Annotated in this window: 20 protein-coding genes and 3 pseudogenes; 6 read left to right on the plus strand and 17 right to left on the minus strand. The window is 46.3% G+C overall.

What is annotated here, in order from left to right; translation table 11 throughout:
* The first annotated feature begins 209 nt into the window (after nt 1–209).
* Both SIN01_RS04545 and SIN01_RS15530 read left to right on the plus strand, forming a co-directional pair.
* On the plus strand, nt 210–1,823 hold the full coding sequence (locus SIN01_RS04545) for a multicopper oxidase family protein (protein ID WP_010025153.1): 1,614 nt from the start codon (nt 210–212) through the stop codon (nt 1,821–1,823).
* Between the two features lie 34 nt (nt 1,824–1,857).
* The gene (locus SIN01_RS15530) at nt 1,858–2,124 is read left to right on the plus strand and encodes an SHOCT domain-containing protein (protein WP_272947200.1); all 267 of its coding nucleotides are present in this window, start codon (nt 1,858–1,860) and stop codon (nt 2,122–2,124) included.
* A gap of 195 nt (nt 2,125–2,319) precedes the next feature.
* On the opposite strand, the pseudogene SIN01_RS04555 reads toward SIN01_RS15530, so the two are convergent.
* Nucleotides 2,320–2,518: pseudogene (locus SIN01_RS04555) on the minus strand (helix-turn-helix domain-containing protein).
* Between the two features lie 478 nt (nt 2,519–2,996).
* Nucleotides 2,997–3,635 (minus strand): TetR/AcrR family transcriptional regulator, encoded by a 639-nt coding sequence (locus tag SIN01_RS04565; protein WP_047034896.1) that lies wholly within the window; start codon nt 3,633–3,635, stop codon nt 2,997–2,999.
* Nucleotides 3,636–3,814: 179 nt separating this feature from the next.
* On the opposite strand from SIN01_RS04565, the gene SIN01_RS04570 reads away from it, so the two are divergent.
* Entirely contained in the window at nt 3,815–4,714 is a 900-nt protein-coding gene (locus tag SIN01_RS04570; protein ID WP_037563185.1) for an SDR family oxidoreductase, read from the plus strand.
* A 909-nt stretch (nt 4,715–5,623) separates the two neighbouring features.
* Complete coding sequence (locus SIN01_RS04575) at nt 5,624–6,568, plus strand: SDR family oxidoreductase (RefSeq protein WP_047034894.1); 945 nt, start codon at nt 5,624–5,626, stop codon at nt 6,566–6,568.
* 105 nt (nt 6,569–6,673) lie between these two features.
* On the opposite strand, the pseudogene SIN01_RS15345 reads toward SIN01_RS04575, so the two are convergent.
* Nucleotides 6,674–6,843, minus strand: a pseudogene (locus SIN01_RS15345) (IS66 family transposase); the annotation flags it as partial.
* A 292-nt stretch (nt 6,844–7,135) separates the two neighbouring features.
* Here SIN01_RS15345 and SIN01_RS04585 point away from each other — a divergent pair.
* Entirely contained in the window at nt 7,136–8,671 is a 1,536-nt protein-coding gene (locus tag SIN01_RS04585; RefSeq protein WP_010023868.1) for a multicopper oxidase family protein, read from the plus strand.
* Nucleotides 8,672–8,936: 265 nt separating this feature from the next.
* Here the strand turns inward: SIN01_RS04585 and rlmD (SIN01_RS04590) are convergent.
* From rlmD (SIN01_RS04590) to rlmD (SIN01_RS04605), 4 genes and pseudogenes are all read right to left on the minus strand, one after another.
* Nucleotides 8,937–9,353, minus strand: a pseudogene (gene rlmD, locus SIN01_RS04590) (23S rRNA (uracil(1939)-C(5))-methyltransferase RlmD); the annotation flags it as partial.
* A 170-nt stretch (nt 9,354–9,523) separates the two neighbouring features.
* Nucleotides 9,524–9,901: a retropepsin-like aspartic protease gene (locus SIN01_RS04595; protein ID WP_010023866.1), complete on the minus strand. Its 378-nt coding sequence runs from the start codon at nt 9,899–9,901 to the stop codon at nt 9,524–9,526.
* Entirely contained in the window at nt 9,901–10,146 is a 246-nt protein-coding gene (locus tag SIN01_RS04600; RefSeq protein WP_010023864.1) for a hypothetical protein, read from the minus strand. Before SIN01_RS04600 ends, SIN01_RS04595 begins: the two co-directional genes overlap by 1 nt.
* Nucleotides 10,147–10,364: 218 nt before the next feature.
* Nucleotides 10,365–11,738, minus strand: a complete 1,374-nt coding sequence (gene rlmD, locus SIN01_RS04605; RefSeq protein ID WP_010023862.1) for a 23S rRNA (uracil(1939)-C(5))-methyltransferase RlmD — start codon at nt 11,736–11,738, stop codon at nt 10,365–10,367.
* 510 nt (nt 11,739–12,248) lie between these two features.
* Here rlmD (SIN01_RS04605) and SIN01_RS04610 point away from each other — a divergent pair.
* Entirely contained in the window at nt 12,249–13,457 is a 1,209-nt protein-coding gene (locus tag SIN01_RS04610; RefSeq protein ID WP_010023860.1) for a Mef(A)/Tet(V) family efflux MFS transporter, read from the plus strand.
* A gap of 56 nt (nt 13,458–13,513) precedes the next feature.
* On the opposite strand, the gene SIN01_RS04615 is transcribed toward SIN01_RS04610, so the two are convergent.
* From SIN01_RS04615 to pcrA, 10 genes are all read right to left on the minus strand, one after another.
* On the minus strand, nt 13,514–14,452 hold the full coding sequence (locus SIN01_RS04615; protein WP_010023859.1) for a diacylglycerol kinase: 939 nt from the start codon (nt 14,450–14,452) through the stop codon (nt 13,514–13,516).
* Between the two features lie 430 nt (nt 14,453–14,882).
* Nucleotides 14,883–16,319 carry an Asp-tRNA(Asn)/Glu-tRNA(Gln) amidotransferase subunit GatB gene (gene gatB, locus SIN01_RS04620; RefSeq protein ID WP_010023858.1) on the minus strand — a complete coding sequence of 479 codons (1,437 nt, stop codon included), beginning with the start codon at nt 16,317–16,319 and terminating at the stop codon, nt 14,883–14,885.
* On the minus strand, nt 16,316–17,773 hold the full coding sequence (gatA, locus tag SIN01_RS04625) for an Asp-tRNA(Asn)/Glu-tRNA(Gln) amidotransferase subunit GatA (RefSeq protein WP_010023856.1): 1,458 nt from the start codon (nt 17,771–17,773) through the stop codon (nt 16,316–16,318). Before gatA ends, gatB begins: the two co-directional genes overlap by 4 nt.
* 24 nt (nt 17,774–17,797) lie before the next feature.
* Nucleotides 17,798–18,094 carry an Asp-tRNA(Asn)/Glu-tRNA(Gln) amidotransferase subunit GatC gene (gene gatC, locus SIN01_RS04630; protein ID WP_010023855.1) on the minus strand — a complete coding sequence of 99 codons (297 nt, stop codon included), beginning with the start codon at nt 18,092–18,094 and terminating at the stop codon, nt 17,798–17,800.
* Between the two features lie 135 nt (nt 18,095–18,229).
* On the minus strand, nt 18,230–18,853 hold the full coding sequence (locus SIN01_RS04635) for a LysE family translocator (RefSeq protein ID WP_010023853.1): 624 nt from the start codon (nt 18,851–18,853) through the stop codon (nt 18,230–18,232).
* 9 nt (nt 18,854–18,862) lie between these two features.
* Entirely contained in the window at nt 18,863–19,324 is a 462-nt protein-coding gene (locus SIN01_RS04640; protein ID WP_010023852.1) for an Lrp/AsnC family transcriptional regulator, read from the minus strand.
* Between the two features lie 153 nt (nt 19,325–19,477).
* Nucleotides 19,478–20,716: a CamS family sex pheromone protein gene (locus SIN01_RS04645; RefSeq protein WP_010025120.1), complete on the minus strand. Its 1,239-nt coding sequence runs from the start codon at nt 20,714–20,716 to the stop codon at nt 19,478–19,480.
* Nucleotides 20,717–20,731: 15 nt separating this feature from the next.
* Nucleotides 20,732–22,735 carry an NAD-dependent DNA ligase LigA gene (ligA, locus tag SIN01_RS04650; protein ID WP_010025122.1) on the minus strand — a complete coding sequence of 668 codons (2,004 nt, stop codon included), beginning with the start codon at nt 22,733–22,735 and terminating at the stop codon, nt 20,732–20,734.
* A gap of 27 nt (nt 22,736–22,762) precedes the next feature.
* Complete coding sequence (locus tag SIN01_RS04655; RefSeq protein WP_010025124.1) at nt 22,763–22,963, minus strand: hypothetical protein; 201 nt, start codon at nt 22,961–22,963, stop codon at nt 22,763–22,765.
* 10 nt (nt 22,964–22,973) lie between these two features.
* Nucleotides 22,974–25,202 (minus strand): DNA helicase PcrA, encoded by a 2,229-nt coding sequence (gene pcrA / locus SIN01_RS04660; protein WP_010025126.1) that lies wholly within the window; start codon nt 25,200–25,202, stop codon nt 22,974–22,976.
* Nucleotides 25,203–25,246: the final 44 nt, after the last annotated feature.

Raw genomic sequence — 25,246 nt, forward strand, 5'->3', positions numbered from 1 at the left:
TTCTTTCTATTAGTATACCTTATATTGAAAATGCTTCAAGTCGTTTAGAGAAAACAGTGCCGGGTTGATGTGACTAAAAACTCGGTATCGGTTGCGCCTTCATATGCTTATACTTTTATTCAATTTTTTGTTCCGTCACTTTTCAATCCTCACAGTTTCCCCACATTTATACGCTACACTGATGGAAACCAGATAAGGAGTTATCACTCATGAAAAAGTTGCTTTTCGTTGCGGTCGCTGGTTTCGCATTACTGCTTATCACGGCGTGTTCGGCGAATACAGAGAACAGCAATAAAGCGATTGACCAGCAGGAAGCGGGCAGTGAATTCGCGACATCACAATCACCCCAAATAATAAAGGGACCAAATATTACGCTCGTTGCCAAAAAGGGGACACAAAAGTTAAGCAGTGGCGTCACCGTTCCGGTCTGGACGTTTAATGGATCGGCTCCCGGACCGGAAATTCGCGTGAAAAAAGGCGAGAAAGTGCGTGTCACGCTTAAAAATGAGCTCCCCTCACCTGTTTCCATACACTGGCACGGTTATCCAGTCCCAAATAAAATGGACGGCGTACCAGGTGTGACGCAGGATGCCGTTGCACCAGGAAAGAATTTTACCTATTCGTTCGTCGCCGACAAAGCAGGAACCTACTGGTATCATTCACACCAGGACTCAGTGAATCAGGTGGATCGGGGATTATATGGCGCTTTTGTTGTCGAAGAGCCCGAAGAAAAGTATGACAGGGATTACACGTTGATGCTGGATGAATGGGTGACCGATAAACGTCAGATTAACCGTCAAATCGCGTCTATGACTCAGGGAAACAGCCAAAAAGACAACAAAGACTCTGGAGGAATGAATCATATGCCCGGCATGAATAGGAACGATTCGGATCATGACCGTGATAGGATGGATATGGGGAACATAGACATGTCCGGAAACATGATGAAAGATAATATGAGCATGTATGACCTGTATACGATTAATGGAAAAAGCGGTCACTCCGTGAAACCACTGGACGTTAAAAAAGGGGATAATGTCCGGCTTCGCTTCATTAATGCAGGCTATCTCCCGCATGATATTCATATCCATGGCCATAGCATCAGAGTCATCGCCACCGACGGTCAGCCGATTAACAATCCTCAGGCTGTCAAGAATCAGGTCATTCCTGTTGCACCTGGTGAACGCTATGATGTTTCCTTTATTGCCGACAATCCGGGGAAATGGTACATTGAAGATCAAGGAACCACAAAGGCTGCGGACGGCATGAAAACCGTTATTGACTATGCGGGGAGCAAGACAACAACCGATCGGCCTAATCCCGACTCGTCTCTGCCGGCAATCAACTTCGATCAATACGGGGCGAACGCAAAACCGACGTTTACTTTGAACCAGAAGTACGATGTGAACTACACGATGGATTTGAACGCTGGCATGGACAACAATGGGATGATCTATACCATTAACGGGAAGACCTTCCCGAATTTCGATCCGATTAAGGTCAGAAGGGGGGATCGTGTAAAGGTTAAACTGGTCAATCGTGATCCTATGAATAATCATCCGATGCACCTGCATGGTCACTTCTTCCAAATACTAAGTAAAAATGGCAAACCAGTAACCGGTTCACCGATTTATAAAGATACGTTAAATGTGAAACCAGGAGAAACCGATGAAGTCGCCTTTCTGGCAGATAACCCCGGAAACTGGCTGTTTCACTGCCATGATCTTCATCATGCATCGGCCGGTATGGTGACAGAAGTCAATTATACCGATGATCATTCGAACGATGTAACAGATCCCTCAAACGATAATAAATCAGAGTAAAGCCTTTAAATGAAAAAGCAGGTTCTTCCATTAAATGATAAAGAAGAAAGGTGTGGTAGATATGATGGGATGGAATAACGGTATGATGGGTGGATTCGGAATAGGTATGGGGTTCATCGGGTGGCTTTTACAACTCGCACTCTTTATTGTCGTAATTTATCTGGTGATTTCCTTAATCAAAAATTCAAATCACCATTCGAACACCAGCGATCATGCCGAATCAATTTTAAAAGAACGATTTGCCCGAGGCGAGATCACGGAAGATGAGTACAAAAAAATGAAAAAGATTTTACATGACTGATAATGAGATACGCCTAAATATATGTTGAGGAGGAAAAGTTACATGACTTTTTCTCCTCTTTTTTGTACGCGTATATTTGTCAAAATCATCAGCTGTTTTCATGTAGACAAAAACGTGTTCGAAACGATCTCACTTATCGATGTCATTTGGCTCAACCAAGACTTTGACTTCGGGTTTTCAGGAAAAAGTCAGGTTTCAGGTTTCATCCGTAAACTCAAGAATATCCCCGGCTGGCCGGCATATTTTGTTCAGCGTGTCAAACTAGATTGCTCTGGCTTTTCCATTTTTCAAAATTGATCTATTCGCCATTATAAATACCTACCCGTTCGAACAGTTCGGTCACACTCATCTTTCTTTTTGCCATCATGACATCGAGCGTCACCCGGATTGCCACATAGGCGTATTTTTATTGTATTTCAATAATGTTTTGTTACCTTTCAATAAAACAAAGTCATGAAACAGCCCGTGTTCGTTACTCAGTGTTTCCACACATTCATTTATTGCTTGCTCATCTGATCAGCAATAAATTGAACAGGCAGGCGGAGCGTGAACGTGCTGCCTTCCCCTGGTCTACTTTTTACCGTGATACCGCCGCCAAGCTTTTTTGCAATTTGCTCTGAGATCGGTTACGGCACCATCGGCTTCCATCCACTGGTGGCGATCGATGGAGCGACAGGCGAAGAGACCGTGTCCGCCCATTGTTTTTAGCAGGGGTTGGACTCGGTCCTTTGCCATTTGCGACCCTGCGAATGGAATCGAAAGCTTTTTAGCAATTGCCGCTTCAGGTCTCCCAAAAATCATGAACAAAGAGCGCAATTCTTATTGCAGAATTGCGCCCTATTGCTGAAGACATACTACGGGTGCGAACAGGATTATGAAATGGTTTGTAAAACTTTAGAAACCTCTTTTTCAATAACGGAATCATCTACGGTATCTAAATGTTCAGGCTTAAGCAATTGATATTCTTTCATTTTATAAAAATCCATAATCGCTTGTTTCAAGGTAACATCATACTGAATTGAAAATGAGTGTTCCATGAAACGCCGCAACACAGCGTCGTCTTGAACCATGAACAACACCGCATTCAATTTGTTGAATATCTTCTGCTTCATTCCGGATTCAAAAAAGGTTTGTAAATTTTTAATTCGACTTTGTTGCGCAGCTGCAAGATCCTCAAAATGGTGCGGGTAAAATTCTTTGAGATCATTTAAGAACAAATCAGATATAAAAGCTACACATATCAACGATTGCAAAAACGTCATTTGAAAGCGTTCAACATAAGAGACAGAATCATCTTTTACAAAGGTATCAGCCCCTTGCAAGTAATTAATATAATACATGACAACCCGTTGAATGATTTCATCTTTGGATGAAAAATGCTTATAAAGTGTCACTTTGCTAATATCCATATATTTTGCGATCTCGTCTATTTTTAATTGGCTGAATTTGTTTCTTCTTATAACAGGTTTTATTTTTTCAATATATTGATCGACGCTCACGGGTTTTCTCACGAATGAAACCTCCTTTGACAGTTATATTATACCGACATCGCTTTGTTATCACAAACGTATTTTACATCGATTATTAAATTAACCAATTTAATTAAATTAGTTTACTTTGTTAATTCCGTGTTGTATAATTCTTTTTGTAGCCGAACATCTTTATAGAAATATCCAAAGGAGGTAAGAACATGCGTGTTTTTGTTACAGGAGCGACAGGATTCATCGGAACTGCAGTTGTCCGTGAACTCATCGAGGCAGGGCATCAGGTCATTGGCCTTGCTCGTTCAGACAAATCTGCCGATACATTAAAGGTTGAAGGGGCCGAGGTGCACCGCGGTTCCCTCGACGATCTTGACAGCCTTCGCAGCGGTGCCTCTGCTGCGGACGGCGTCATTCATCTAGCATTTAAGCACGACTTCTCAGACTACGGCAAGGCGATCTCAGACGACCTACGCGCCGTCAAGGCAATGGGGGAAGTACTTGAGGGTACAGGCAAACCGTTCGTGATCACCTCGGGAACATTGATGCTCACATACGTACTTCCGCCAGGGCAAATCGGGACGGAAAAGGATGTGGTCGACAACTCAGTACCCAGGGGCGAAGCGGAGAACGTGGTTATCGCGCTGGCTGAGCGTGGGGTACGGTCATCGCTCGTCCGTCTCGCACCTTCCGTTCATGGCCTTGGCGATCACGGCTTCGTATCGAGCTTGATCGGCATTGCTCGCGACAAAGGCGTCTCGGCCTACATCGGCGACGGTTACAACCGCTGGCCGGCCGTTCATCGCCTCGATGCGGCGCGTCTGTTCCGGTTGGCTGTGGAAGCCGCCCCAGGGGGTTCACGGCTGCACGGGGTCACTGATGAGGGAGTGCCATTCCGTGACATCGCCGGTGTCATCGGTCGTCACCTGAACCTGCCGGTGGTCAGCATTTCCCGCGAGGAGGCGGACGCCCACTTCGGATGGCTCGGCGCCTTTGTGTCGGCTGACAACCCAACGTCGAGTGCGCTGACTCAGGAACGCTTGGGATGGCAGCCAGTGCATCCTAAGCTCATTCCAGATCTCGAAAAAGGACATTACTTCAGCAACTAAAGGTACAGAGGGCAGAAAAAAAATCTGCCCTCTGTTTCTTTAACAGGAGAGGATTCTCCTTTCGCCTTATTCTATTAAATGGCCCTTCAATGGAATAATATGATTTACGGTCTTATATGTAGTGTAGTTAAGTACATAAATCATATTTATAGTATTTTTATATATTGTCATCTCATTGAACATTGGCTTTTACACGGTTAAGTTAGTTTCCAGTCCTGATTGCTCGTGTTATACCCCAAAATATAAAGCGATATAATGCTGCAACAAGAAAGAAAGGCCAAATATATTCAAAAGCAGTGTAAGACGTATTACTGATTAAAAGAGAGTTTAAAAAAAACTAGGAATAGAGACAAATACTCCATTAAAGAATCTTTAGATCTATATTTTTCATACAAATATTTAGTCTTTCTAAAATTAAAGACATCTTTTAATTCCTTAGTACGCCATCCTTTGACAAGTCCTAGCCCTATTATATAAATTCCCAGAGCAGGTCCATAGTCTACATCCAAGACCCGTGTTATTACACAATAAATTATAGGTGAATAAAACTAAATACATTTTACTATCCCCTTTAGAGGATGGGATAGGTTTGTACGTAACGAGGATTAGCATAATAAGGCGGTCTAGGTCCTATTAACGGCATTGGCCACGTGTAAGGATTGTCATTATAGAGCATCTCTACTTTTTCATCTGAAAAATTCACGAGTAATAATTTGACTTCAGGACTATATTGAAACAAGCGAATAACCTCCTCTTAAACTTCTTAATACACCTTATTCAGCGACTTCTCATAAAGAGCAAGTACTTCTTTCATCAAGCTGTAAACAATTGTGGATTGAAACATGCACTGGGTACGCCCATGTAACATAATGTAAAAGGGTATTTTCTATTAAGGCAAGGAGGTCTCCAATGGAGCAGGATGAGCAAAAAAATCAGAAGAGTATCACCGATGGAAATTATCCAATGTATCCAAATTACGGGGTCATAACTCGCTATGAGGAAATTCCGATTAATGTCCCTGAACAACGTCAACTTCGACAACCGGGCGTGGAAGGACTGATGGTCCCCCGACCCATTATTGAAAATCCGAACTATAAAGGGAGTGGGAAGTTAACAGGAAAAGTCGCCCTCATCACAGGTGGGGACAGTGGTATCGGAGCAGCTGTAGCGATTGCGTTTGCTAAAGAAGGCGCAGATGTTGCTATTTCATACTTAGATGAACATGAGGATGCAAACCGAACAAAAGCACGGATCGAACAACTCGGCAAGCGCTGCATTTTATTGCCAGGTGATGTCCGGGATAAAATTCAATGTATCTCCAACGTGGAACAAACGATTCAATCATTTGGACGATTGGATATTCTTGTTAATCACGTGGGTATCCAATTCCAGCAACCAAGTTTACTCGATATCACAGACGAGCAATTCGATGACACCTGTAAAGTGAATATCTATTCTCATTTTTACACAACTCGAGCGGCGCTTCCCCATTTGAAACCAGGTAGCTCAATTATTAATACATCTTCGGTTGTGGCTTTTGAAGGTCCTGCACAATTGATTGATTACACATCAACGAAGGCAGCGAATATTGGCTTTACTCGTGCTTTGGCCAATAATCTTATAGGTAAGGGAATTCGGGTCAATGCTGTAGCACCAGGATCAACCTGGACTCCGCTCCAGCCGTCAACGTATTCTGCAGATCAGGTCGCGATATTGGGTGCCAGTAATCCGATGCGGAGAATGGCCCAACCATTTGAGCTTGCGCCAGCGTACGTCTTTCTTGCCTCCGACGATTCCAGATTTGTTACTGGCCAAACCATTCATGTTAATGGTGGAGAGGTGACATCATCATAAGGTCCTATTCAACCAGAAATTCCATTAAATAAGTTAATCATTGAGGGTACAACGGTAAGCGTCAATAGTCCCCACCTGTAACCAGATGGGGATTCGTTATATGATTTATTTAGCAGATGAGGAGACGCGACAATCTTCCGGGATGGCTGTTGACCAGGGAAGGAGTTGATTCATCAGATCCGTGGATGAAAAAGGCAAGACAGATACTTGAAGGGATTCAATCCGTTTTCTTTCGCTGTCTCCACAACACTGTAGATAACCGCACTGGCCTGTGCAAAAGATGTGCAGGGTTTGACGCTTACCTGTGCTGAAAGCAAACAACTTTTTACCACTTTTTTTACTATATTTGTCGTGAACAACATAAACATTCTATAGAAGAAAATTATTTCTATAGGAGGTTACCATGGATCAAAAGGATCAAAGTCATCCATTTAAACGATTTTAAAACGACTTTTATTCAGTCGCCCTCAGATGATTAAACCTTTGATACCCATGACTTGCTTTTAAATCAAGGATTTATTTATAGAAACGTGTTGACATTACGGTCTGTTATTAAGGAGATGAATGATGATTCTCTCTAAATTTGTAGACGAACTACCCATCCCACCTATTTTAAAACCTCGATGGAAAGATCCGTTTTATACTTATTACGAAGTAACTATGACTGAATTCCGTCAATCACTTCATCGTCAGTTAAATGACTCAACTGTTTGGGGGTACGAAGATGGCTATCCAGGGCCTACAATTGAAGTCGAACGTGGCGAAAAAGTGTTGATTAAATGGATGAACAATCTTCCTGATAAGCATCTTTTTCCAATCGATTATACGGTTCATGGTGCCCATCAGGACGTGCCTGATGTAAGAACAGTCGTGCACGTACACGGTGCTTGCGTTGAATGGGAAAGCGATGGCTACCCAGAGGCTTGGTTTACAAAGGGCTTCAAACACGTGGGGCCATATTTTAGAAAGCAAATATATCGATATGATAATTGCAATCATGCCTGCACGTTATGGTATCATGACCATACGCTTGGTATTACGCGGCTAAATATTTATGCAGGTTTAGCAGGATTCTATCTTATCAGAGAAAATCGGGAACGTTCATTGAATTTACCGAGTGGGAACTATGAGATTCCTCTTATGATTCAAGACCGAACATTTAATAAGGATGGTTCGCTTTACTACCCGAAGCAACCAGAGAAACCGATTCCTGAATTAGAAACGTCGATTACTCCTGAATTTATTGGGGATACGATTCTCGTAAATGGAAAAGTATGGCCTTATTTAAAAGTGGAACCACGTAAATACCGCTTTAGGCTTTTAAACGCATCCAACACGCGTTTCTATAGGATTAAGCTTGATTCTGGACAACTTATGTATCAAATTGCGACTGATGGAGGGTTGTTAGACTATCCAATTGGTATCAAGGAAATCATGTTAGCCCCTGCAGAAAGGGCAGATGTGATCATTGATTTTACCAATTTAGAGGGGAAGAATATTATCATGACAAATGATGCCCCCGCTCCCTTTCCAGGGGGTGACAAACCGGATCCAAATACGGTTGGTCAAGTGATGCAATTTAGAGTAACTCTTCCTTTATCAAGTGTTGACACGAGTACAATTCCAGCTAATCTAATACCTGTTCCAAAAATAAAAGAACAGTCAGTTTCGAGGATAAGATACCTAACATTAAATGATACTATGGATCAGTACGGTCGTGAATGGATGCTATTGGATCATAAACCTTGGGATGCACCCATATCAGAAAATCCAAAATTAGGGGCAACCGAAATATGGTACCTCATCAACGTAACTGATGATTCACACCCAATTCATCTTCACTTAATTGATTTTCAAATACTTGACCGAAGAAATTTCGATGTTGATACGTTTAACAAGGAGAAGGTTATCGACTATACAGGTCCGGCAATGCCACCAGAACCACAAGAACGAGGATGGAAAGATACCGTTCGAGCTAATCCGAAGCAAGTTACTCGAATAATCATGCAGTTCGGACCATTTACCGGGTTATATATATGGCACTGCCATATCTTGGAGCACGAGGATTATGAGATGATGAGACCATATATTGTTATCCGATAATGATCGGTGACCTGTCAAAATTAACTTGAAACACCGGGATGGTACTTAATGTTATCCTAGTTATTCACAATTTAACTTACCAATATTTTAAAAATATGATCTGGGGTTCAAGCTCCTAACTTTGCTAAAAGTCTTCAGAAAGTTGGTTGAAGGCAAAATCAAGGCAGGGCAAGTGATAGTAGAGAAAGGACCCCGAAATCAGAAAAGTTTATTTTAATCAGGGTCTGAGTCGGGAATTGTTTATTTTGACTGAGAGATTTATTTTTTAGTTAGACAAATTCCTTTGTAGCAGTGCGACTGTCTCCACGTGCATCTTCTGCGGAAACATGTCCACCGGCTGCACTTCAACAGTCTTAAATCCACCTGCTTCTAACACTTTTAAATCCCTTGCCAATGTCGCTGGATTACAAGACACATACACAATTCGTTTCGGTTTCATGTCGATCATGGTTTGAAGAAGGGCTTCATCGCAGCCTTTTCGCGGAGGATCTACGACAATGACATCAGCTTTTATCCCTTGATCATACCATTCTGGGATGACTTTTTCTGCTTGTCCTGCTTTAAAAGTGGCATTTGTTATTTGATTTAATTCGGCATTCTTCTTTGCATCTTCTATCGCTTCAGGAACAATTTCAACCCCATAAACATGTCCTGCTTTTTGAGCGAGGCATAATGAAATAGTCATTTCGGTGCCTGTCACTTATCGAATCATCTAACTGTTTACGCTTAAAGATAGGAGTTACCTCCTATCCTCCAAAACTCGCTACGAGTGGGTGGCTAACCTTACTCGACGGGAATCCCACCCGCTAAATGTTACGACCTAAGCTCGGTCGCTCTGACAGGCACCAAACTTTAATTCGAAGGATTTAACTCCAAGTTTTCTAGGTCAATTGTAAAGTTATATGATTTTAAAATATCTAACCCTAGTAATCCATTGTGATTATTAGGCAACATTCCTATATCTATTTCAAAATTCTTAATAGAAAATGTATCAATTTTAATATTGTCCATAACTTTTGTATAAAACGGAACAGTTCCACCTATCCCATAAGCTTCATAAATCACGTCCCCATTTTCATATCTAACCCCAATTTTCTCCAAAATATCCGGGTTAATTACTGTATGAGAAGATCCTGTATCGACAATTACATCATTAATTTCTACTGCCATTCCACGAAATTCCACATAAAGAGTTGTTGTAATAAGTTGCCCATCATATGAAAGCTTCATTAGATTCTTCTCACTTTCATTAAAGGATCTCTGCGAATGTAAATTACAAATTCTTCATTAGATGTGTGATAAACAATAGTTCCTTCTTTAGCACGGAAGAATTCTTTGTTTGCATCCTTTTCGGAAATGGTTCTTATTGGGGCTACTTCATCAACAATTTTCTTGTCACCTTCTTCATGATAATCAAGAATTGAAACCAAAAGAAACTGATTTGGAAATAGCTCCCTCGCTTCTTGCCATTTCATTTTATCCAGCCCTCCTCCTACCAATACCTTTACTTTTATTATAATTCATTCAAAAAGAATTATCATACAATAGAGTAGATGTTCAGGTGCTTATAACACTTAAGAAGAAAACAGGCTCCGAAATAATTGTGCCGTTACAATCACAAATTTCCAACCCCTATTAAATTAAGTGCCACTTAAAGACTTTAGCCCAGTCTTAAGACTGGGCAAGTTTTCTACTATTTTAAAATGAGTTGCACCACCAACTCCACATGCATCGTCTGCGGAAACATATCCACAGGCTGCACTTTTTTGATCTCGAATCCACCTGCTGTCAGCAGTTTCAGATCGCGTGCGAGCGTTGCCGGGTTGCAGGAGACATAGACGATCCGCTGCGGCTGCATGGCGATCATTGTGTCGATCAGTGAGGCGTCACAGCCTTTGCGTGGCGGATCAACGACAATGACATCCGGTTCAATGCCTTGGTCGCGCCATTTGGGGATGACGTCTTCTGATTTACCCGCCTCAAAGGTGGCGTTAGTTATCTTGTTGATTTCAGCGTTTTTCCGCGCGTCCTCGATCGCTTCGGGAACAATTTCGACGCCGTAGACGTGTTTGGCTTGTTTTGCAAGAAACAGGGAAATCGTGCCAATACCGCAATAGGCATCGATCACCATTTCTTTTCCGGTCAGTCCGGCATATTCCAAGGCTTTCCCGTAAAGGACGTCGGTCTGAGTAGGGTTAACCTGGAAAAATGATCGCGCCGAAATGGCAAAAGTGACGTCGCCAATTTGGTCGTAGATCGTGTCACGGCCCCAGAGTGTTTTCGTTTCGTTGCCGAAAATCGCGTTGGTGCGCTTTGTATTGATATTTTGGGCAATCGACTTGATCTGCGGATAGCGCTCAGTGAGTGCCTTAATCAGCGTTTTGCGGTGCGGGAGTTCTTCGCCGCGCGTGACAAAGACGACCATCACTTCGCCGGTTTTCTTGCCAACGCGTGCCATGACATGGCGCAGCACGCCGCGATGCTTCGTTTCGTCATAGGGCATGATGTGATGTTCTTCAGCGATCTTGCGTGCAGATTGTACGATTTCATCGATCGGTGAATCGGTGATCATGCAGTGATCCATGGTGACGATCTCGTGGCTGCGCGTTTTGTAAAAACCGAAGGCGAATTTGCCGTTTTGTATGGCGACCGGTACTTGAATTTTGTTGCGGTAACGCCACGGTTCGTCCATGCCAAGCGTTGGTTCAACTGGGATAGCGGATAGTCCGCCAATCCGTTCTAAAGCGCTCTGAACGATTTCCCGTTTGTAGGCAAGCTGACCCGCGGCGCTGATATGTTGAATGGAGCAGCCGCCGCATTGCGGATAGTATGGGCATGGTGCTTCTGTGCGGCGGTCACTTGTCTCAGTCCGTTCAATCAAGCGGCCGTAACCGTAACCTTTTTTCGTTTTGATGACTTGAATTTTTGCTTTTTCGCCAGGCAGTCCACCGGGAATAAATAGTGTATAACCGTCGACCTTGGCCACGGCGGAACCGTCTTGAGTCAGGTCGTTGAAGGTGACTTCAAGCTGTTGATTTTTTTGCACAGGTATATTGAATGCTGCCATTGCTTCGAGCTCCTAATTGTTTCAATCTATTTTACACGTTTGTTGTTTCAGATGTTGAAGTTTGAATTGGGCTGCTTTGCTGCATACGTTTACTTAGTGCCCTTTCCCCTTATTCTAAGATAGCGGGAAAAAGGCGAGAAAACAAGCGGATCCTCCCTTTTCTCGTCACTTACCTTCGTCTCCAATTGACAGCATTCCGCCCGTGATGTTACCCTTTTATTATATTTATCAAAGGAGGCTTGCTGCTCATGGGATTTTTCATCCGTATTTGGTAAGATCGGCAACAAAAAAGAAGCGCTTTTTCCACAATAGTGGGCTTTTTTATGCTGCTTGCCTTATGGATGATCAACCTGAGCACATCGAATATCGACGCACATCCTGTGCCTTCTTTGCTGTGCTTCCGTTTGTATCTCCATGCAAAGCTTTTGCCCGCGTTGTGGACGTAAGCTCTGCATTTTTTATTGCCCTTTCGACCAAACGACAATAAAAAAATGCATGGGGGATTTAAGAATGGCACAGAAACTTCTTTGGAGACGCAAATTTTTTACATTGCTTGGCGGTCAGGCGGTTTCATTGATTACCAGCAGTATTTTACAGATGGCGATCATCTTTTATCTTACGGAACGAACCGGATCAGCAATGGTTTTATCGCTGGCAGCGCTCGTTGGCTTTTTGCCTCAGGCATTATTCGGTCCGATGATTGGTGTACTGGTTGATCGGATGAGCCGAAAAGCAGTGATGATCGGCGCTGATTTAATGGTTGCATTGGCAGGCGGCGTGCTTGCTTTCGTTGCGCTTTTTATCGAACTTCCGATCTGGATCATTATGGTGATCCTCTTTATCCGCAGCATTGGTACTGCCTTTCACGGACCGGCATTCAATGCAACGACACCGCTCATCGTGCCGGAAGACCGGCTGACCAAGTGTTCTGGATACAGTCAGATGATCCAGTCGATTGGTTTTATCATCAGTCCTGCTGCTGCAGCGTTCTTTTACGCGATATGGGATCTGAAGGAGATCATTTTGCTTGATATCGGCGGCGCACTCGTTGCCTGCGCAACGGTTGCCGCGCTAGCGATTCCAAGTCCTGAGCCGTACAGCAAAGCCGGGTGCCAACATTTTATGCAGGAGATGAGGGAAGGCTATGATGCCATCCGTGAAAACAAGGGCTTGTTTGCGCTGCTTTGGATCGGCACCTTGTACATGTTCGTTTATTCGCCAATCAGCGCGCTCTATCCTTTAATGAGCATGCAGTATTTCGGCGGTACAGCGGCCCATGCGTCGGCGGCTGAAGTGGCTTTCGCTGTCGGCATGCTTGGCGGAGGCATCCTGCTAAGTGCTTGGGGCGGTTTTAAAAAGCGTACCATAACGCTGTGCGCATCGATCCTGCTCATGGGGATCAGTATTGCTGCATCCGGCTTGCTTCCGAGCAGCACTTTTCCGATTTTTCTCGTTTGCTGCGCATTCATGGGCTTGTCCGCTCCCTTTTATGGCGTACAAACGGCTCTTTTTCAAGAAAAAATTAAAGCGGAATATCTAGGCCGTGTCTTTTCGCTATTTGGCAGTTTGGCTTCACTTGCCATGCCGGTCGGCTTGCTTTTTTCCGGGTTGTTTGCGGAACAGCTCGGCGTCCATCGCTGGTTTTTCATTTCTGGCCTGGCCGTCATTGGCATTGCCGTAATGGCCTTCCGGCTGCCGTCTATTCATCAATTAAATTAATTGCTAGAAAGTGCCATGAACCTTTTCGAAGTTCATGGCACTTTTTTATTTAATCATCACTGCAGTTGCTTAACGGCTTGCTGCACGTCCAGTTCATGGGCTTCTTTGGCCTCTTTGGGAACGATCAGATGAAGATGGTGGTAGAGATTGACAATTTCACCGGGCAGGTCGCCGCCATATTCTCCATCAATATTGAGCTGCATTTTTTCTTCCGATTCAACTTTAATACGGCTTGCTTGTGCGTAGATCACTTTTGGATCCTTCATGTGCTCGCCGCGTGTTGCCATCGATGCAAGGCGAATGAATTCAGCGAGATTGGACGCCTTGAGTATAATCAAATCAAACAGACCGTCATTCATTTTCGCTTCCGGTGCCAGTTTCTCAAATCCGCCGACCGAGTTGCTGTTTGAAACAAGAAACAACATAATGTCGCCTTCAAAGCTGCGGTCGTCATAGTCGATTCTGACTTTGATCGGGCGGATCGATGGCAGCATTTCAATCCCCTTGATGAAATAAGCCATTTGCCCGAGCATGGTTTTCAGTTTGCTCGGAACGTCGTAGGTCAGCTCGGTCAGCTTGCCGCCGCCGGCAATATTGACAAAATAACGGTCATTGACTTTGCCGATGTCGATCGGCATTTCATGACCCTCGCAGAGTACATCGCAGGCCTTAACGATGTCTCGAGGAATTCCGATCGCCCGGGCGAAGTCATTCGTTGTGCCCAAAGGTAAGATGCCGAGTTTCGGTCGATAATTCTGTTCGGCAAGTCCATTGATTACTTCGTTTATTGTACCGTCTCCGCCCGCCGCAACAACAAGATCAAATTTGCGGTCAACCGCTTTACGTGCGCCGGCCGTAGCATCGCCCTCATGTTTGGTGGCGTAAGCGGATGCTTCATAACCCACATCTTCCAGCCGATCCAAAATGTAGGCAATGTTCTTTTTCGCCAGTTCCCGGCCTGACGTCGGGTTATAAATGATTCTAGCCCTCTTCATGTTTATCACCCAATCAATTTCTGTGAAGATTTGTCAACGCTCAAGCTCAAAAAAATTACTGTGCCGTGTAACTCTGAGGCGATCCATTTTCTTGAATGATCGCTGCCCCATTGGCGGGTTCATCCATGCGCATCAATTTTTGACGTTTAAAACGGGCGATGCCAGTCCGTTCCCATCGCCCATCCTTTCTCAACTAATTATATTGTAAACGTTTCTTAAAATCAAAATTTCAACAATGTAAAACATTTGAATTGAAACAGTTGGATTTTGTTGCAAGGTTTTCGAGCGTAGCGTGGGATCCGTAAGTCGATGGCCGCTCAGTACATCCGGTCTTTACGCGCATCGTCCGATCAGCGGCACGAAACAGCTGTACTGTAGGAAGCAAAAAAAGACCCCTTGTTTAAGGGGTCCCGTTTTTAATCCTTAGAACTTATAGTTTGTTAATTTCGTCGAGAATGATCTTGTTGACCATTTTCGGGTTGGCCTTCCCGCGTGACTGCTTCATGACTTGGCCGACAAGGAAGCCGAGTGCGCGGTCTTTGCCGTTCTTGTAGTCAATCATGGACTGTTTATTGGCTTCGAGAATCGGCAAGATCAATTCGTTCAGTGCGCCTGCGTCGGAAATCTGAATCAAGCCCTTGGCTTTAACGATTTCTTCCGGATCGCCGCCTTTTTCGATTAGATCTTTGAAGACTTTCTTAGCGATCTTGCTGGAAATTGTGCCTTTTTCGATCAGCTTAACCAGCTTTGCCAATCCTTCGGCGGTCATCGGCACCTGATCGATTGTCTTGTAGTTGCTGTTCAGGTAGGCAGACACTTCGCCCATCAGCCAGTTGGATACGAGCTTTGCGTCGGCTCCTTGGGCAACTGCCTCTTGGAAGAAATCGGACATGGTCTTGGTTTGTGTCAGAACCATTGCATCGTATTCCGGCAGACCGAGTTCGTCCACATAGCGCTTTTGGCGCGAGTCCGGCAGTTCCGGAATTTCAGCTTTAATGCGGTCGATCCATTCCTGATCGATCTTCAGCTTGATAATGTCCGGTTCCGGGAAGTAGCGATAGTCATTGGAGCCTTCCTTGCCGCGCATGACGGTTGTCGTCTTGGTTGCGTCATTGTAACGGCGCGTTTCCTGAACCACTTCGCTGCCGGAGAGCAGGACGCGTTCTTGGCGTCTTTCTTCGTAAGCCAACCCTTTTTCAACAAAGGCAAATGAGTTGAGGTTCTTCAGCTCGGTCTTTGTTCCGAAGCTCGTTTGACCGAACGGACGGATCGAGATGTTGGCGTCGCAACGAAGCGAGCCCTCTTCCATCTTCACGTCGGATACGTCAATGTACTGCATGATCGCTTTCAGTTTTTCAAGGTATGCATAAGCTTCCTGCGGATTGCGCATATCGGCTTCAGAAACGATTTCGATCAGCGGCGTGCCGACACGGTTGAAGTCGACGAGGGAACCGGAACCGTCTTCCAAGTGACTCAGCTTGCCGGCGTCTTCTTCAAGATGCAGCCGATGCACGCCGATCTTCTTCTTCTTGCCGTCAACTTCAATTTCAATAAAACCGTTGCGGCCGATCGGCTGATCAAACTGTGAAATCTGATAGGCTTTCGGGTTATCCGGGTAGAAGTAGTTCTTGCGGTCGAACTTCGTCTCGCGTGAAACGTCGCAGTTGAGTGCAAGCGCTGCTTTGATCGCATAGTCGACTGCCTCATGGTTCAGAATCGGCAGCACGCCCGGATGCCCGAGACAGATCGGGCAGGTATTCGTATTCGGTTCTGCACCAAATTGGTTGGCGCAACCGCAGAAAGCTTTCGTTTTCGTTTTCAATTCAACATGGACTTCGAGTCCGATAACCGTTTCAAAATTGCTCATTTGTTCATCGCCCCTTTGGCAGGCGTTAGTGTAAAGCCGGTGGATTGCTCATACGCGTGTGCGGCGCGGTACAAGGTCTCTTCGCCGAATGGACGGCCGATCATCTGTAAACCGACCGGAAGTCCGTCCGCAAGACCGCACGGCAGACTGATTGCCGGCACGCCGGCGAGGTTCACCGGAATCGTCAGCAGGTCGTTTGCATACATCGTTAACGGATCATCGATGTTTTCGCCGATTTTAAAAGCAGTGGTCGGTGTCGTTGGTCCAACAATGAGGTCGTGATCCGCAAACACTTTTTCAAAGTCTTGTTTGATCAGCGTGCGGACTTGCTGCGCTTTTTTATAGTAGGCATCATAATAGCCGGAGCTTAGTGCAAAGGTTCCCAGCATGATGCGGCGTTTCACTTCGTCACCGAAGCCTTCGCTTCTGGATTTCTTATACATTTCAATCAAGTCATCCGTTTCCGCGCGAACGCCATAACGGACGCCGTCGAAGCGTGCCAAGTTTGCCGATGCTTCCGAGGAAGCAATGATATAATACGCAGGCACGGCGTACTTCGAATGAGGAAGTGAGACTTCATCAATGACAGCGCCCAAGGATTCAAGCTGCTTGATTGCAGCACGAATAGTTCCTTTTACCGATTCGTCGATCCCTTCGCCAAGGTATTCTTTTGGAACGGCGACACGCAGTCCTTTGATATCGCCGGTGAGTGCAGCCGCATAGTTCGGTACCGCGACATCGGCGCTTGTGGAGTCGTGTCGGTCAAGACCGGCGATCGCTTGAAGCAGATAGGCATTGTCTTCTACCGTACGGGTAATCGGGCCTGCCTGATCCAGTGATGATGCGAACGCAACGAGTCCGTAACGCGACACACGTCCATAGGTTGGTTTCATGCCGACAACGCCGCAGAATGCTGACGGTTGACGAATGGAACCACCGGTATCGGTACCAAGTGCGAACAAGACTTCTCCGGCAGCAACCGCTGCAGCAGAACCGCCGCTGGAGCCCCCTGGAACGCGGTCCAAGTCCCAAGGATTTTTCGCTTTCTTGAAGAATGAGGTTTCGGTTGAGGAGCCCATCGCGAATTCATCCATGTTCAGCTTCCCGATCGTGATCGCTTTTTGTGCATTGACCTTCTCAACGACCGTCGCGTCATAGAGGGGATCATAGTTTTCAAGAATATGGCTGGCACAAGTGGTTCTCAGCCCCTTTGTAACCATGTTATCTTTAATTCCAATCGGCATACCGGCAAGAATCGCATCGCCTGCCCCGGTTTCATCCAGCGCCTTGGCTTGTTCGCGGGCTGCCTCTTCATTTAATGTCAGAAATGCTTGCACGTCACCATCGACTTCACCAATGCGCGCGAACGCTTCGTCGACAAGATCGGATGCCTTAATTTCCTTGTTATGTAACTTTTGAGACAAAGACACAAGGCCTTCTTCAAAAAGTGGCATCTCGGTTTTCCTCCTTCTCTTCAATCAATCTGCACTCATAATCTGCGGCACTTTGATTTGTCCGTCTTCTTGTTCCGGCGCATTCTTCAGCGCCTCTTCACGTGGCAGCGACGGTTCGACAACATCCTCGCGCATCACATTATACATGTCGCGTACATGTGTCGTCGGCTCGATGCCGTCCGTATTCAGCTCGTTCAGCTGTTCTGCGAAGCCAATGATGTCGTCCAGCTGTGTGGTGAAGGTTTCAATCTCTTCATCTGTAAAAGAAAGACGTGCTAAATTTGCGACGTATTTCACTTGATCTTTATCAATTCTGCTCATCTTTTTCACCTCCGCCAATCGGCTTCATCTGCCGCCTTCCGGCAAATGTCCACAATAAATTTATCATATCAAATACTATTGACAAGATGCAATAACCGCAAGCGCCAAGGTCACGCTTTTCAGCAAAAAGATGCCTTAAAGCAATTTGTTAAATACGTGGTAAAGCGAAACAATCGCAAATCCAAAAATGACCACGGCCGACAAGTGATCCACCCAAATGAATGCTTTTCTGTCCATCTTTTCCTGAAAAGAACCGATACATACGCTGAGCAGCAGCCACCAAAACGCCGATCCGGAAAAGACGCCAAGGACAATGGAAAAGGCTTGCCATGGATCACCTGAGGTCAGCCCAATACCGGCAAACATGCTAATAAACGACAAAATGGTCATCGGATTGGTCAGTGTCAAAACAAACGTCGACCCGTATGCACCGAACAAGCGATTCGACTTCCCTAGTTTTGCGGCATCCGCCGCACCGGCAGATCGCCATGTCCGGGCCGCAAGAAAAACAAGAAAAAGTCCGCCAAATGTTTGCAGCCAAATGCGTTGGTCCAGAAGAAAATGCGCGATTACCGTCAAACCAAAGGCTGCGATTGAGCCGAAACAGGCATCGGCTGTTGCAGCACCTATTCCGGACAGTAGACCGACAAGCCGGCCAGAGGCTATGGTTCGGCGAATGCACAGCACGCCGATTGGACCAACCGGTGCGGCGATCGCCAAGCCTAAAAGGAAACCTTTGAAATAAAAAGAGGCATCCATCGGCACACCTCACGAAAACCGTTCGGAATGAATCGGAAGCTGGGTGGTTTCCTTCAACGAATTCATCACAATGGTCGTACGCGTGCGCAATCCGGGCAGCCGCTTCAATTCAGAGCTAATCAAGCGATCCAAGTCCTTCGTGTTCCTTGCACGAATTTTAACTAAGTAGTCGTAATCGCCGGCAATATGATGGCATTCCTGAACTTCTAGCAATGTATCGATCAGCGCAAGGAAAGCGGCACGCTGGTCCATTTGCTCTAGAGTCACGGCAACAAAAGCGGTACATGTATTCCCCACCAGTTCAGGATCCAGGACCGCTTCATAGGTACGGATCACGCCTTTGTCTTCCAGGCGGCGCACGCGTTCCGCAACAGCCGGCGAAGACATCTCAATTTCAGCGGCCAGATCGGACCATGTGGCCCGTCCATTCTTCATCAGGCTTTGCAACAGTCTCATATCAAGCTTATCCAACCAAACACCTCCTTGTTTTTCTATATAAACATCCTATATTCCTTAATATATTATCCATTTTACATCACTCTCATAACAATGTTAATTGTTATATCAAAAAATAATAAAAAAGCAAAACTGCTCGCCAACGCAATTTTGCTTTTCAGAGAAACATTATTGTTGGTAAATATGCACATAGGGTTCATCCATGTCCTTCGTCCGTTCGACCAGCGCCTCGGAATTTGAACCGCTTGAGATATAGATGTGAACCGGAACATGCTGTGGAAAGGCCAATCGATTTTTCACAACAGAGGCAACGTAATTCGTAAACCCGATCAGTTCCGTCTTATCGACAAACTTATTAAAATTGATCTCTAAAGTAATATCGGACAGTTCATCATTTTGGTAGAACCCTTTACCAACGACACCAAGATAATTTGGATAGTACTTTTGTATATCCGTCTTGAATTGATCAAATTTCTGGAGATCGCTTTTATAATCTTTTGTGGCCGGATCCGACGGGAACAATACATGCTGCTGCTTTATCGTGGACCATTTATTAATGGAACGTGAGCCTGAGGCAACTTCCGTTGACGCGAAGAAATTGCCGGGTACGAGCGAATCAGGCGCTGAGGTCATGTATAAAGTAACGTAAATCGGTATGTTTTGCAGTTCCTGAATCGGCTGGTTCTCTGAATCTTTAAGGCTGCGGATGCGCTGAACAACTTTCGCTGCCTGCGATTTGCCCCATTCTTTAACCTTTGCCTGATTTAGCTTTTCAGAGATTGGGTAGAGTTTATCCTTGTAGTTGATGCTGTCTGCATACACGGAATTGAGCGACAAAGCGATCGACATACCGGCAATCTTGTAGGCACCGCTGCTGTTTTTCTTCATATAGTCCTGTTCAAGTACGTAATTCAGATACTTCGGACTGTTTTTTGACTGCTCGACGATATTCTTTCCCTTACCAAGCTTCGGATTTAAACCGTCAACCACCGGCTGCCGTTTACTCGGATCGTTGATTTTCTTATTGGCGAGGCGCTGCGGTTCATTCATATAGCGATACAACATGCCATTGATGTCTTTATCGGTGAGGTACTGTCCGCTCTGAAAAACATAGTCGCTGGGACCGAACACATTCTTGGAAAGATCCATCAACCCCGACTCAAGCTGATCCATATCGACACGATTGTCCGGGCCGTACTGAATGTAGCCACGTGTCGTATTGCCCGATTTTGGTCGCAGCATCTGATAGCCCGAATCATTGGTACTTGGGATCAAGCTCGCATTTTCTGTTTTTCCCTCGCTGTTTTTTACCTTGCTGTCTTTGCTGGCATTGAACCAGCACCCTGAGAGGATCAGCTGCAAGGCGAGCAGGATCGAAATTGCTGCTGCTGTTTTTTTCCATTTCATTGTATGTGCATCCCCTTAATCCTTGAGCGTTTCTGCAAAGCGCGCTTCATCCCAAACCTCAATCTGAAGTTCCTGGGCCTTTTTCAATTTGGAACCTGCCGCCTCTCCGGCAACGACCAAATCGGTGCTCTTGCTGACACTTCCGGTGACGTTCCCGCCGCGCGCTTCAATCGCTTGTTTGGCTTCCTGACGCGTCATCTGGGTCAGTTTTCCGGTCAGAACAACGGTTTTCCCGTTAAACGGCGAATCCGATTGCGCCGCTTCTTCAGGATCCGGACCGAGATAAGTCATCGTCACGCCGGCGCGCTTCAATTCGCCAATCAGAGCCTGGGCTTCAGGTTGGGCGAAATACGTCGTGAGCGAATCGGCCATTTTCGTTCCGATTTCATCCACGGAAAGCAATGCCTCCGTGTCGGCGGCAGCCAAGTGATCGATGTCTTTAAAGGACTGCGCCAGAATTCGGGCCGCTTTGGCACCGATATACCGAATGCCGAGCCCAAACAACAGATGTTCGAGCGAATTTTCCTTTGAGCGCTCAATGGCCTGCAGTAAATTATCGGTTGACTTCTCGCCCATTCGTTCCATCGAGAGCAAGTCCTCGCGCTTCAGCTGATACAGATCGGCAACGTCCGAGATCAGCTTCTTCTCAAATAACTGACGGATGACCTTCTCGCCAAGGCCGTCGATGTTCATCGCCGCGCGCGAGACAAAGTGAATCAATCCTTCACGAATCAGCGCCGGACATTTCGGATTAATACAGCGGAGCGCAACCTCGCCTTCAAGGTGTACCAGTTTGCTGCCGCATTCCGGACAGTGGGTCGGCATCGCGTAGGGAATTTCCTTGCCCGTCCGCTGCTCGGTCAATACATTGACAACCTCCGGAATGATGTCGCCGGCTTTACGAATGACGACGCGGTCGCCAAGACGCAGATCCTTCTCCTGAATCAAGTCTTCGTTATGCAGGGAGGCTCTTTTGACCGTTGTCCCGGCAACTGCAACCGGCGTCAGCACTGCAGTCGGTGTGACTGCTCCGGTACGGCCGACACTGACTTCGATCGCCTCAAGCGTGGTCACGACTTCTTCAGCCGGAAACTTATAGGCAATCATCCAGCGCGGCGATTTAACCGTGTTCCCCAGCTGCCGCTGCTGCGCCATCGAATCTACTTTCACAACGATGCCGTCGATCCCGTATGGAAGTGCGTCGCGCTTTTCCGTATATTCCTTGATATAATCAAAGACTTCCTGCATCGTTTTGCAACGTCTTGATTCTGGATTGACCGGCAGCCCAAGCTCGCGAATCGATTCGAGCAGACCGTAATGCGTCGTAATGCTTTCACGATCAAAGCGGCCGGAACTGTATAGGAAAACGGCAAGGCGCCGTTTTGCTGCAATTTTCGGATCAAGCTGCCGAAGCGAACCGGCAGCAGCATTGCGCGGATTGGCGAACAAAAGCTCCCCATTCCGGCTGCGCTCCTCATTCAACCGTTCAAACGAGCGTTTCGGCATATATGCTTCTCCGCGCACTTCAAGATCAATCGGCTCAGGCAGAACGAGCGGAAGCGAACGCACGGTTTTTAAGTTATTCGTAATATCCTCGCCGATCGTTCCGTTCCCGCGCGTTGCACCAAGGACAAAAACGCCTTTTTCATAAGTCAGCGAAATCGCGAGCCCGTCAATTTTCAATTCACAGACGTACGCGACATCATCACCAACGGCTTGACGTACGCGGCGATCAAAATCGAGCAGCTCCTCTTCGCTAAATACATCGCCGAGACTGAGCATTGGAACATCATGGGTCACTTTTCTAAACGCCTTAAGTGGCTCACCGCCGACGCGTTGCGTTGGTGAATCCGGCGTGATCCATTCCGGGTGCTCTTTTTCCAGCGCAATCAGCTCATTCATCAGCCGATCATACTCACTGTCCGGCACGCTCGGATTATCTTCGACGTAGTACTCATAACTGTATTGATTTAATTGTCGATGCAGGTCAAGGACATGCTGCGGCAATGATTCTTCCATAATAAGTTTCTCCTTTACACCAATGGTTCAAATGCTGCAAGGTAAACGCTGCACGCGTATCGTACCGAGAATAAAGGGGGCAACGCATCCGTTGTTCGTGCTTGCAGCTTGGTTCGGTGACGCTAAGAGCGGATTGTACGTGATTCCGGCCAATTTATACGCGGCAACGACCGAATGCTCCGCAAGGCAGACGCACGTGTTGCCGCCGTAAAAAACGTGCGCCTTCACCAGTATTGCCTCATTCAACTTTCTCAATCGGAGCAAATGCGCCGAGCAAGCGCTTCAAGCCGACCGGACTCGGAAAAACAATGTCCAGCTCAACACTGTCGCCGCTGCCGCGTGTCGCGACAATTGTTCCCTGCCCCCATTTATTATGCGACACCTTGTCACCGGCGCTCCATTCTTGCGTCTGCGCTTTTTTCTGCAGGATCGGCCGTGGTTTGGCTGTCGGAGCAGCGAAGCGACGCCCGCCGCCGAACGGTGATGCGGCTTTCGATGCGAACCCGCCGGAAATGTGCTCCTCTTCCGACTCCGCTTGTTCAATAAGTTCTGCTGGAATTTCTTTAATAAAGCGCGAAGCAGGATTCGCAATCGTTTTTCCGTAAAGCATGCGCACCTGGGCATTGGTGAGGAACAGCTGCTGCTTGGCTCGAGTGATGCCGACATAAGCGAGCCGGCGCTCCTCTTCCATTTCTTCCTCATCATCGAGCGCACGCAGATGCGGGAAAATACCTTCTTCCATACCGGCAAGGAAAACAACCGGGAATTCGAGTCCTTTTGCAGAGTGCAGCGTCATCAACGTGACGGCGTCCTGTGGTGCCTGATCCTCCTGTTCCTCAATATCGGCGTCAAGCGCCAGTTCGGTCAGGAAATTGATCAACGATTTATCGTCATGATTACTCTCGAATTCCTTGGTCACCGACAGTAATTCGTCCAAGTTCTCCAGACGGCTCTGCGCTTCAATGGTTCGTTCAGCTTTCAGCGCATCACGGTATCCGGACTTGTCTAAGACTTCATCAACCAATTCGGTAACGGAAAGAAATTCCTGCATCTTCGACCAATTGAGCATCATATCGGCGAATTCTTTCATCTTCTTGGCTGTGCGCGCAGCAATGCTCGTCTGATCAACCTCACCGATCGCCTGCATCAGCGTCAGATCGTTTGCGATTGCGTAGTCGGCCAACTTATCCATTGAAGAGGCACCAATGCCGCGTTTCGGTTCATTGATCACGCGCGCCAAACTGATTTCATCATTTGGATTGGCAATCAAACGCAGATAGGCGAGCATGTCTTTAATTTCCTTGCGCTCGTAGAATTTGATACTTCCAACCATTCGATACGGAATATTTGATTTGACAAGCGTCTCTTCAATCACACGCGACTGAGCATTGGTTCGGTACAATATCGCCAGATCGGAATAGGTGAATCCATCCTGAAACAATTCACGCATCTTGCCGGCAATATAGTAACCTTCTTCCCGTTCCGTCGGTGCCCGGTAATAATTGATTTGCTGACCATCGTCATTTTCGGTCCAAAGATTCTTCGGCTTGCGGTCATGGTTGTTCTCAATCACATGATTGGCTGCATCAAGAATCTTTTTCGTTGAACGATAGTTCTGTTCCAGCATGATCACTTGAGCGTTCGGATAATCTTGCTCGAAAGAAAGGATGTTGTGAATATCCGCACCGCGCCATCCATAGATCGACTGGTCGGAGTCACCAACGACGCAGAGGTTTTTAAAGCGGTCGGCAAGCATACGCACGAGCAGATACTGCGCACGGTTGGTATCCTGATATTCATCAACGTGAATATATTGGAACTTTTTCTGATAGTATTCGAGCACTTCGGGTACCCGCTGGAACAGATGCACGGTCGTCATGATCAAGTCGTCAAAATCAAGCGATTGATTTTGCAGCAACCGTTTCTCATAATCCTGATAGACGTCGCGAACGACTTCCTGGTGCGGTCCATAGACAGTTTTTGCGAAATCCGCTGCCGTTTTCAGTTCATTTTTGGCCGCACTGATACTGCCGAGGATACTGCGCGGTGTAAATTTTTTCGGATCAAAATTCCGTTCTTTGAGGATTTGCTTGACTACCGACTGCTGATCGGTACTGTCTAAGATTGTAAAATTGCGGCTGATCCCCATGCGGTCGATGTCTCGACGAAGAATGCGCACACACATCGAGTGAAACGTGGATACCCATGTATCTTCCACAAGCGGTCCGGCAAGTTTTGCGAGCCGTTCCTTCATTTCCTTCGCCGCTTTATTGGTAAACGTAATCGCCAAAACATTCCAGGGTGCTACGTCGCGCTCGATCATTAAATAAGCCATACGATGCGTCAATACACGTGTCTTGCCGCTTCCGGCGCCCGCCATAATCAGCAGAGGCCCCTCATGGTGCTTCACCGCTTTTAATTGTTCCGGATTCAAGCCTTCCAGTAGTTCCTGTGAAAGTCGTTCCATTTAGCTCACTTCCTAAAAATAAAATGCGCTCACTGTCCAAAGAA

It is taken from the genome of Sporolactobacillus inulinus, assembly GCF_006539285.1.
In the GTDB taxonomy this organism is placed as follows: Bacteria; Bacillota; Bacilli; order Bacillales; family Sporolactobacillaceae; genus Sporolactobacillus; species Sporolactobacillus inulinus.

What these genes read in the sequence shown, in the direction of transcription:
- SIN01_RS04545 (WP_010025153.1), top strand. Translation starts at nt 210, where the DNA reads ATGAAAAAGTTGCTTTTCGTTGCGGTCGCTGGTTTCGCATTACTGCTT.
- SIN01_RS15530 (WP_272947200.1), top strand. Translation starts at nt 1,858, where the DNA reads ATGATAAAGAAGAAAGGTGTGGTAGATATGATGGGATGGAATAACGGT.
- SIN01_RS04570 (WP_037563185.1), top strand. Translation starts at nt 3,815, where the DNA reads ATGCGTGTTTTTGTTACAGGAGCGACAGGATTCATCGGAACTGCAGTT.
- SIN01_RS04575 (WP_047034894.1), top strand. Translation starts at nt 5,624, where the DNA reads ATGGAGCAGGATGAGCAAAAAAATCAGAAGAGTATCACCGATGGAAAT.
- SIN01_RS04585 (WP_010023868.1), top strand. Translation starts at nt 7,136, where the DNA reads ATGATTCTCTCTAAATTTGTAGACGAACTACCCATCCCACCTATTTTA.
- SIN01_RS04595 (WP_010023866.1), bottom strand. Translation starts at nt 9,901, where the DNA reads ATGAAGCTTTCATATGATGGGCAACTTATTACAACAACTCTTTATGTG.
- SIN01_RS04600 (WP_010023864.1), bottom strand. Translation starts at nt 10,146, where the DNA reads ATGAAATGGCAAGAAGCGAGGGAGCTATTTCCAAATCAGTTTCTTTTG.
- rlmD (WP_010023862.1), bottom strand. Translation starts at nt 11,738, where the DNA reads ATGGCAGCATTCAATATACCTGTGCAAAAAAATCAACAGCTTGAAGTC.
- SIN01_RS04610 (WP_010023860.1), top strand. Translation starts at nt 12,249, where the DNA reads ATGGCACAGAAACTTCTTTGGAGACGCAAATTTTTTACATTGCTTGGC.
- SIN01_RS04615 (WP_010023859.1), bottom strand. Translation starts at nt 14,452, where the DNA reads ATGAAGAGGGCTAGAATCATTTATAACCCGACGTCAGGCCGGGAACTG.
- gatB (WP_010023858.1), bottom strand. Translation starts at nt 16,319, where the DNA reads ATGAGCAATTTTGAAACGGTTATCGGACTCGAAGTCCATGTTGAATTG.
- gatA (WP_010023856.1), bottom strand. Translation starts at nt 17,773, where the DNA reads ATGCCACTTTTTGAAGAAGGCCTTGTGTCTTTGTCTCAAAAGTTACAT.
- gatC (WP_010023855.1), bottom strand. Translation starts at nt 18,094, where the DNA reads ATGAGCAGAATTGATAAAGATCAAGTGAAATACGTCGCAAATTTAGCA.
- SIN01_RS04635 (WP_010023853.1), bottom strand. Translation starts at nt 18,853, where the DNA reads ATGGATGCCTCTTTTTATTTCAAAGGTTTCCTTTTAGGCTTGGCGATC.
- SIN01_RS04645 (WP_010025120.1), bottom strand. Translation starts at nt 20,716, where the DNA reads ATGAAATGGAAAAAAACAGCAGCAGCAATTTCGATCCTGCTCGCCTTG.
- ligA (WP_010025122.1), bottom strand. Translation starts at nt 22,735, where the DNA reads ATGGAAGAATCATTGCCGCAGCATGTCCTTGACCTGCATCGACAATTA.
- pcrA (WP_010025126.1), bottom strand. Translation starts at nt 25,202, where the DNA reads ATGGAACGACTTTCACAGGAACTACTGGAAGGCTTGAATCCGGAACAA.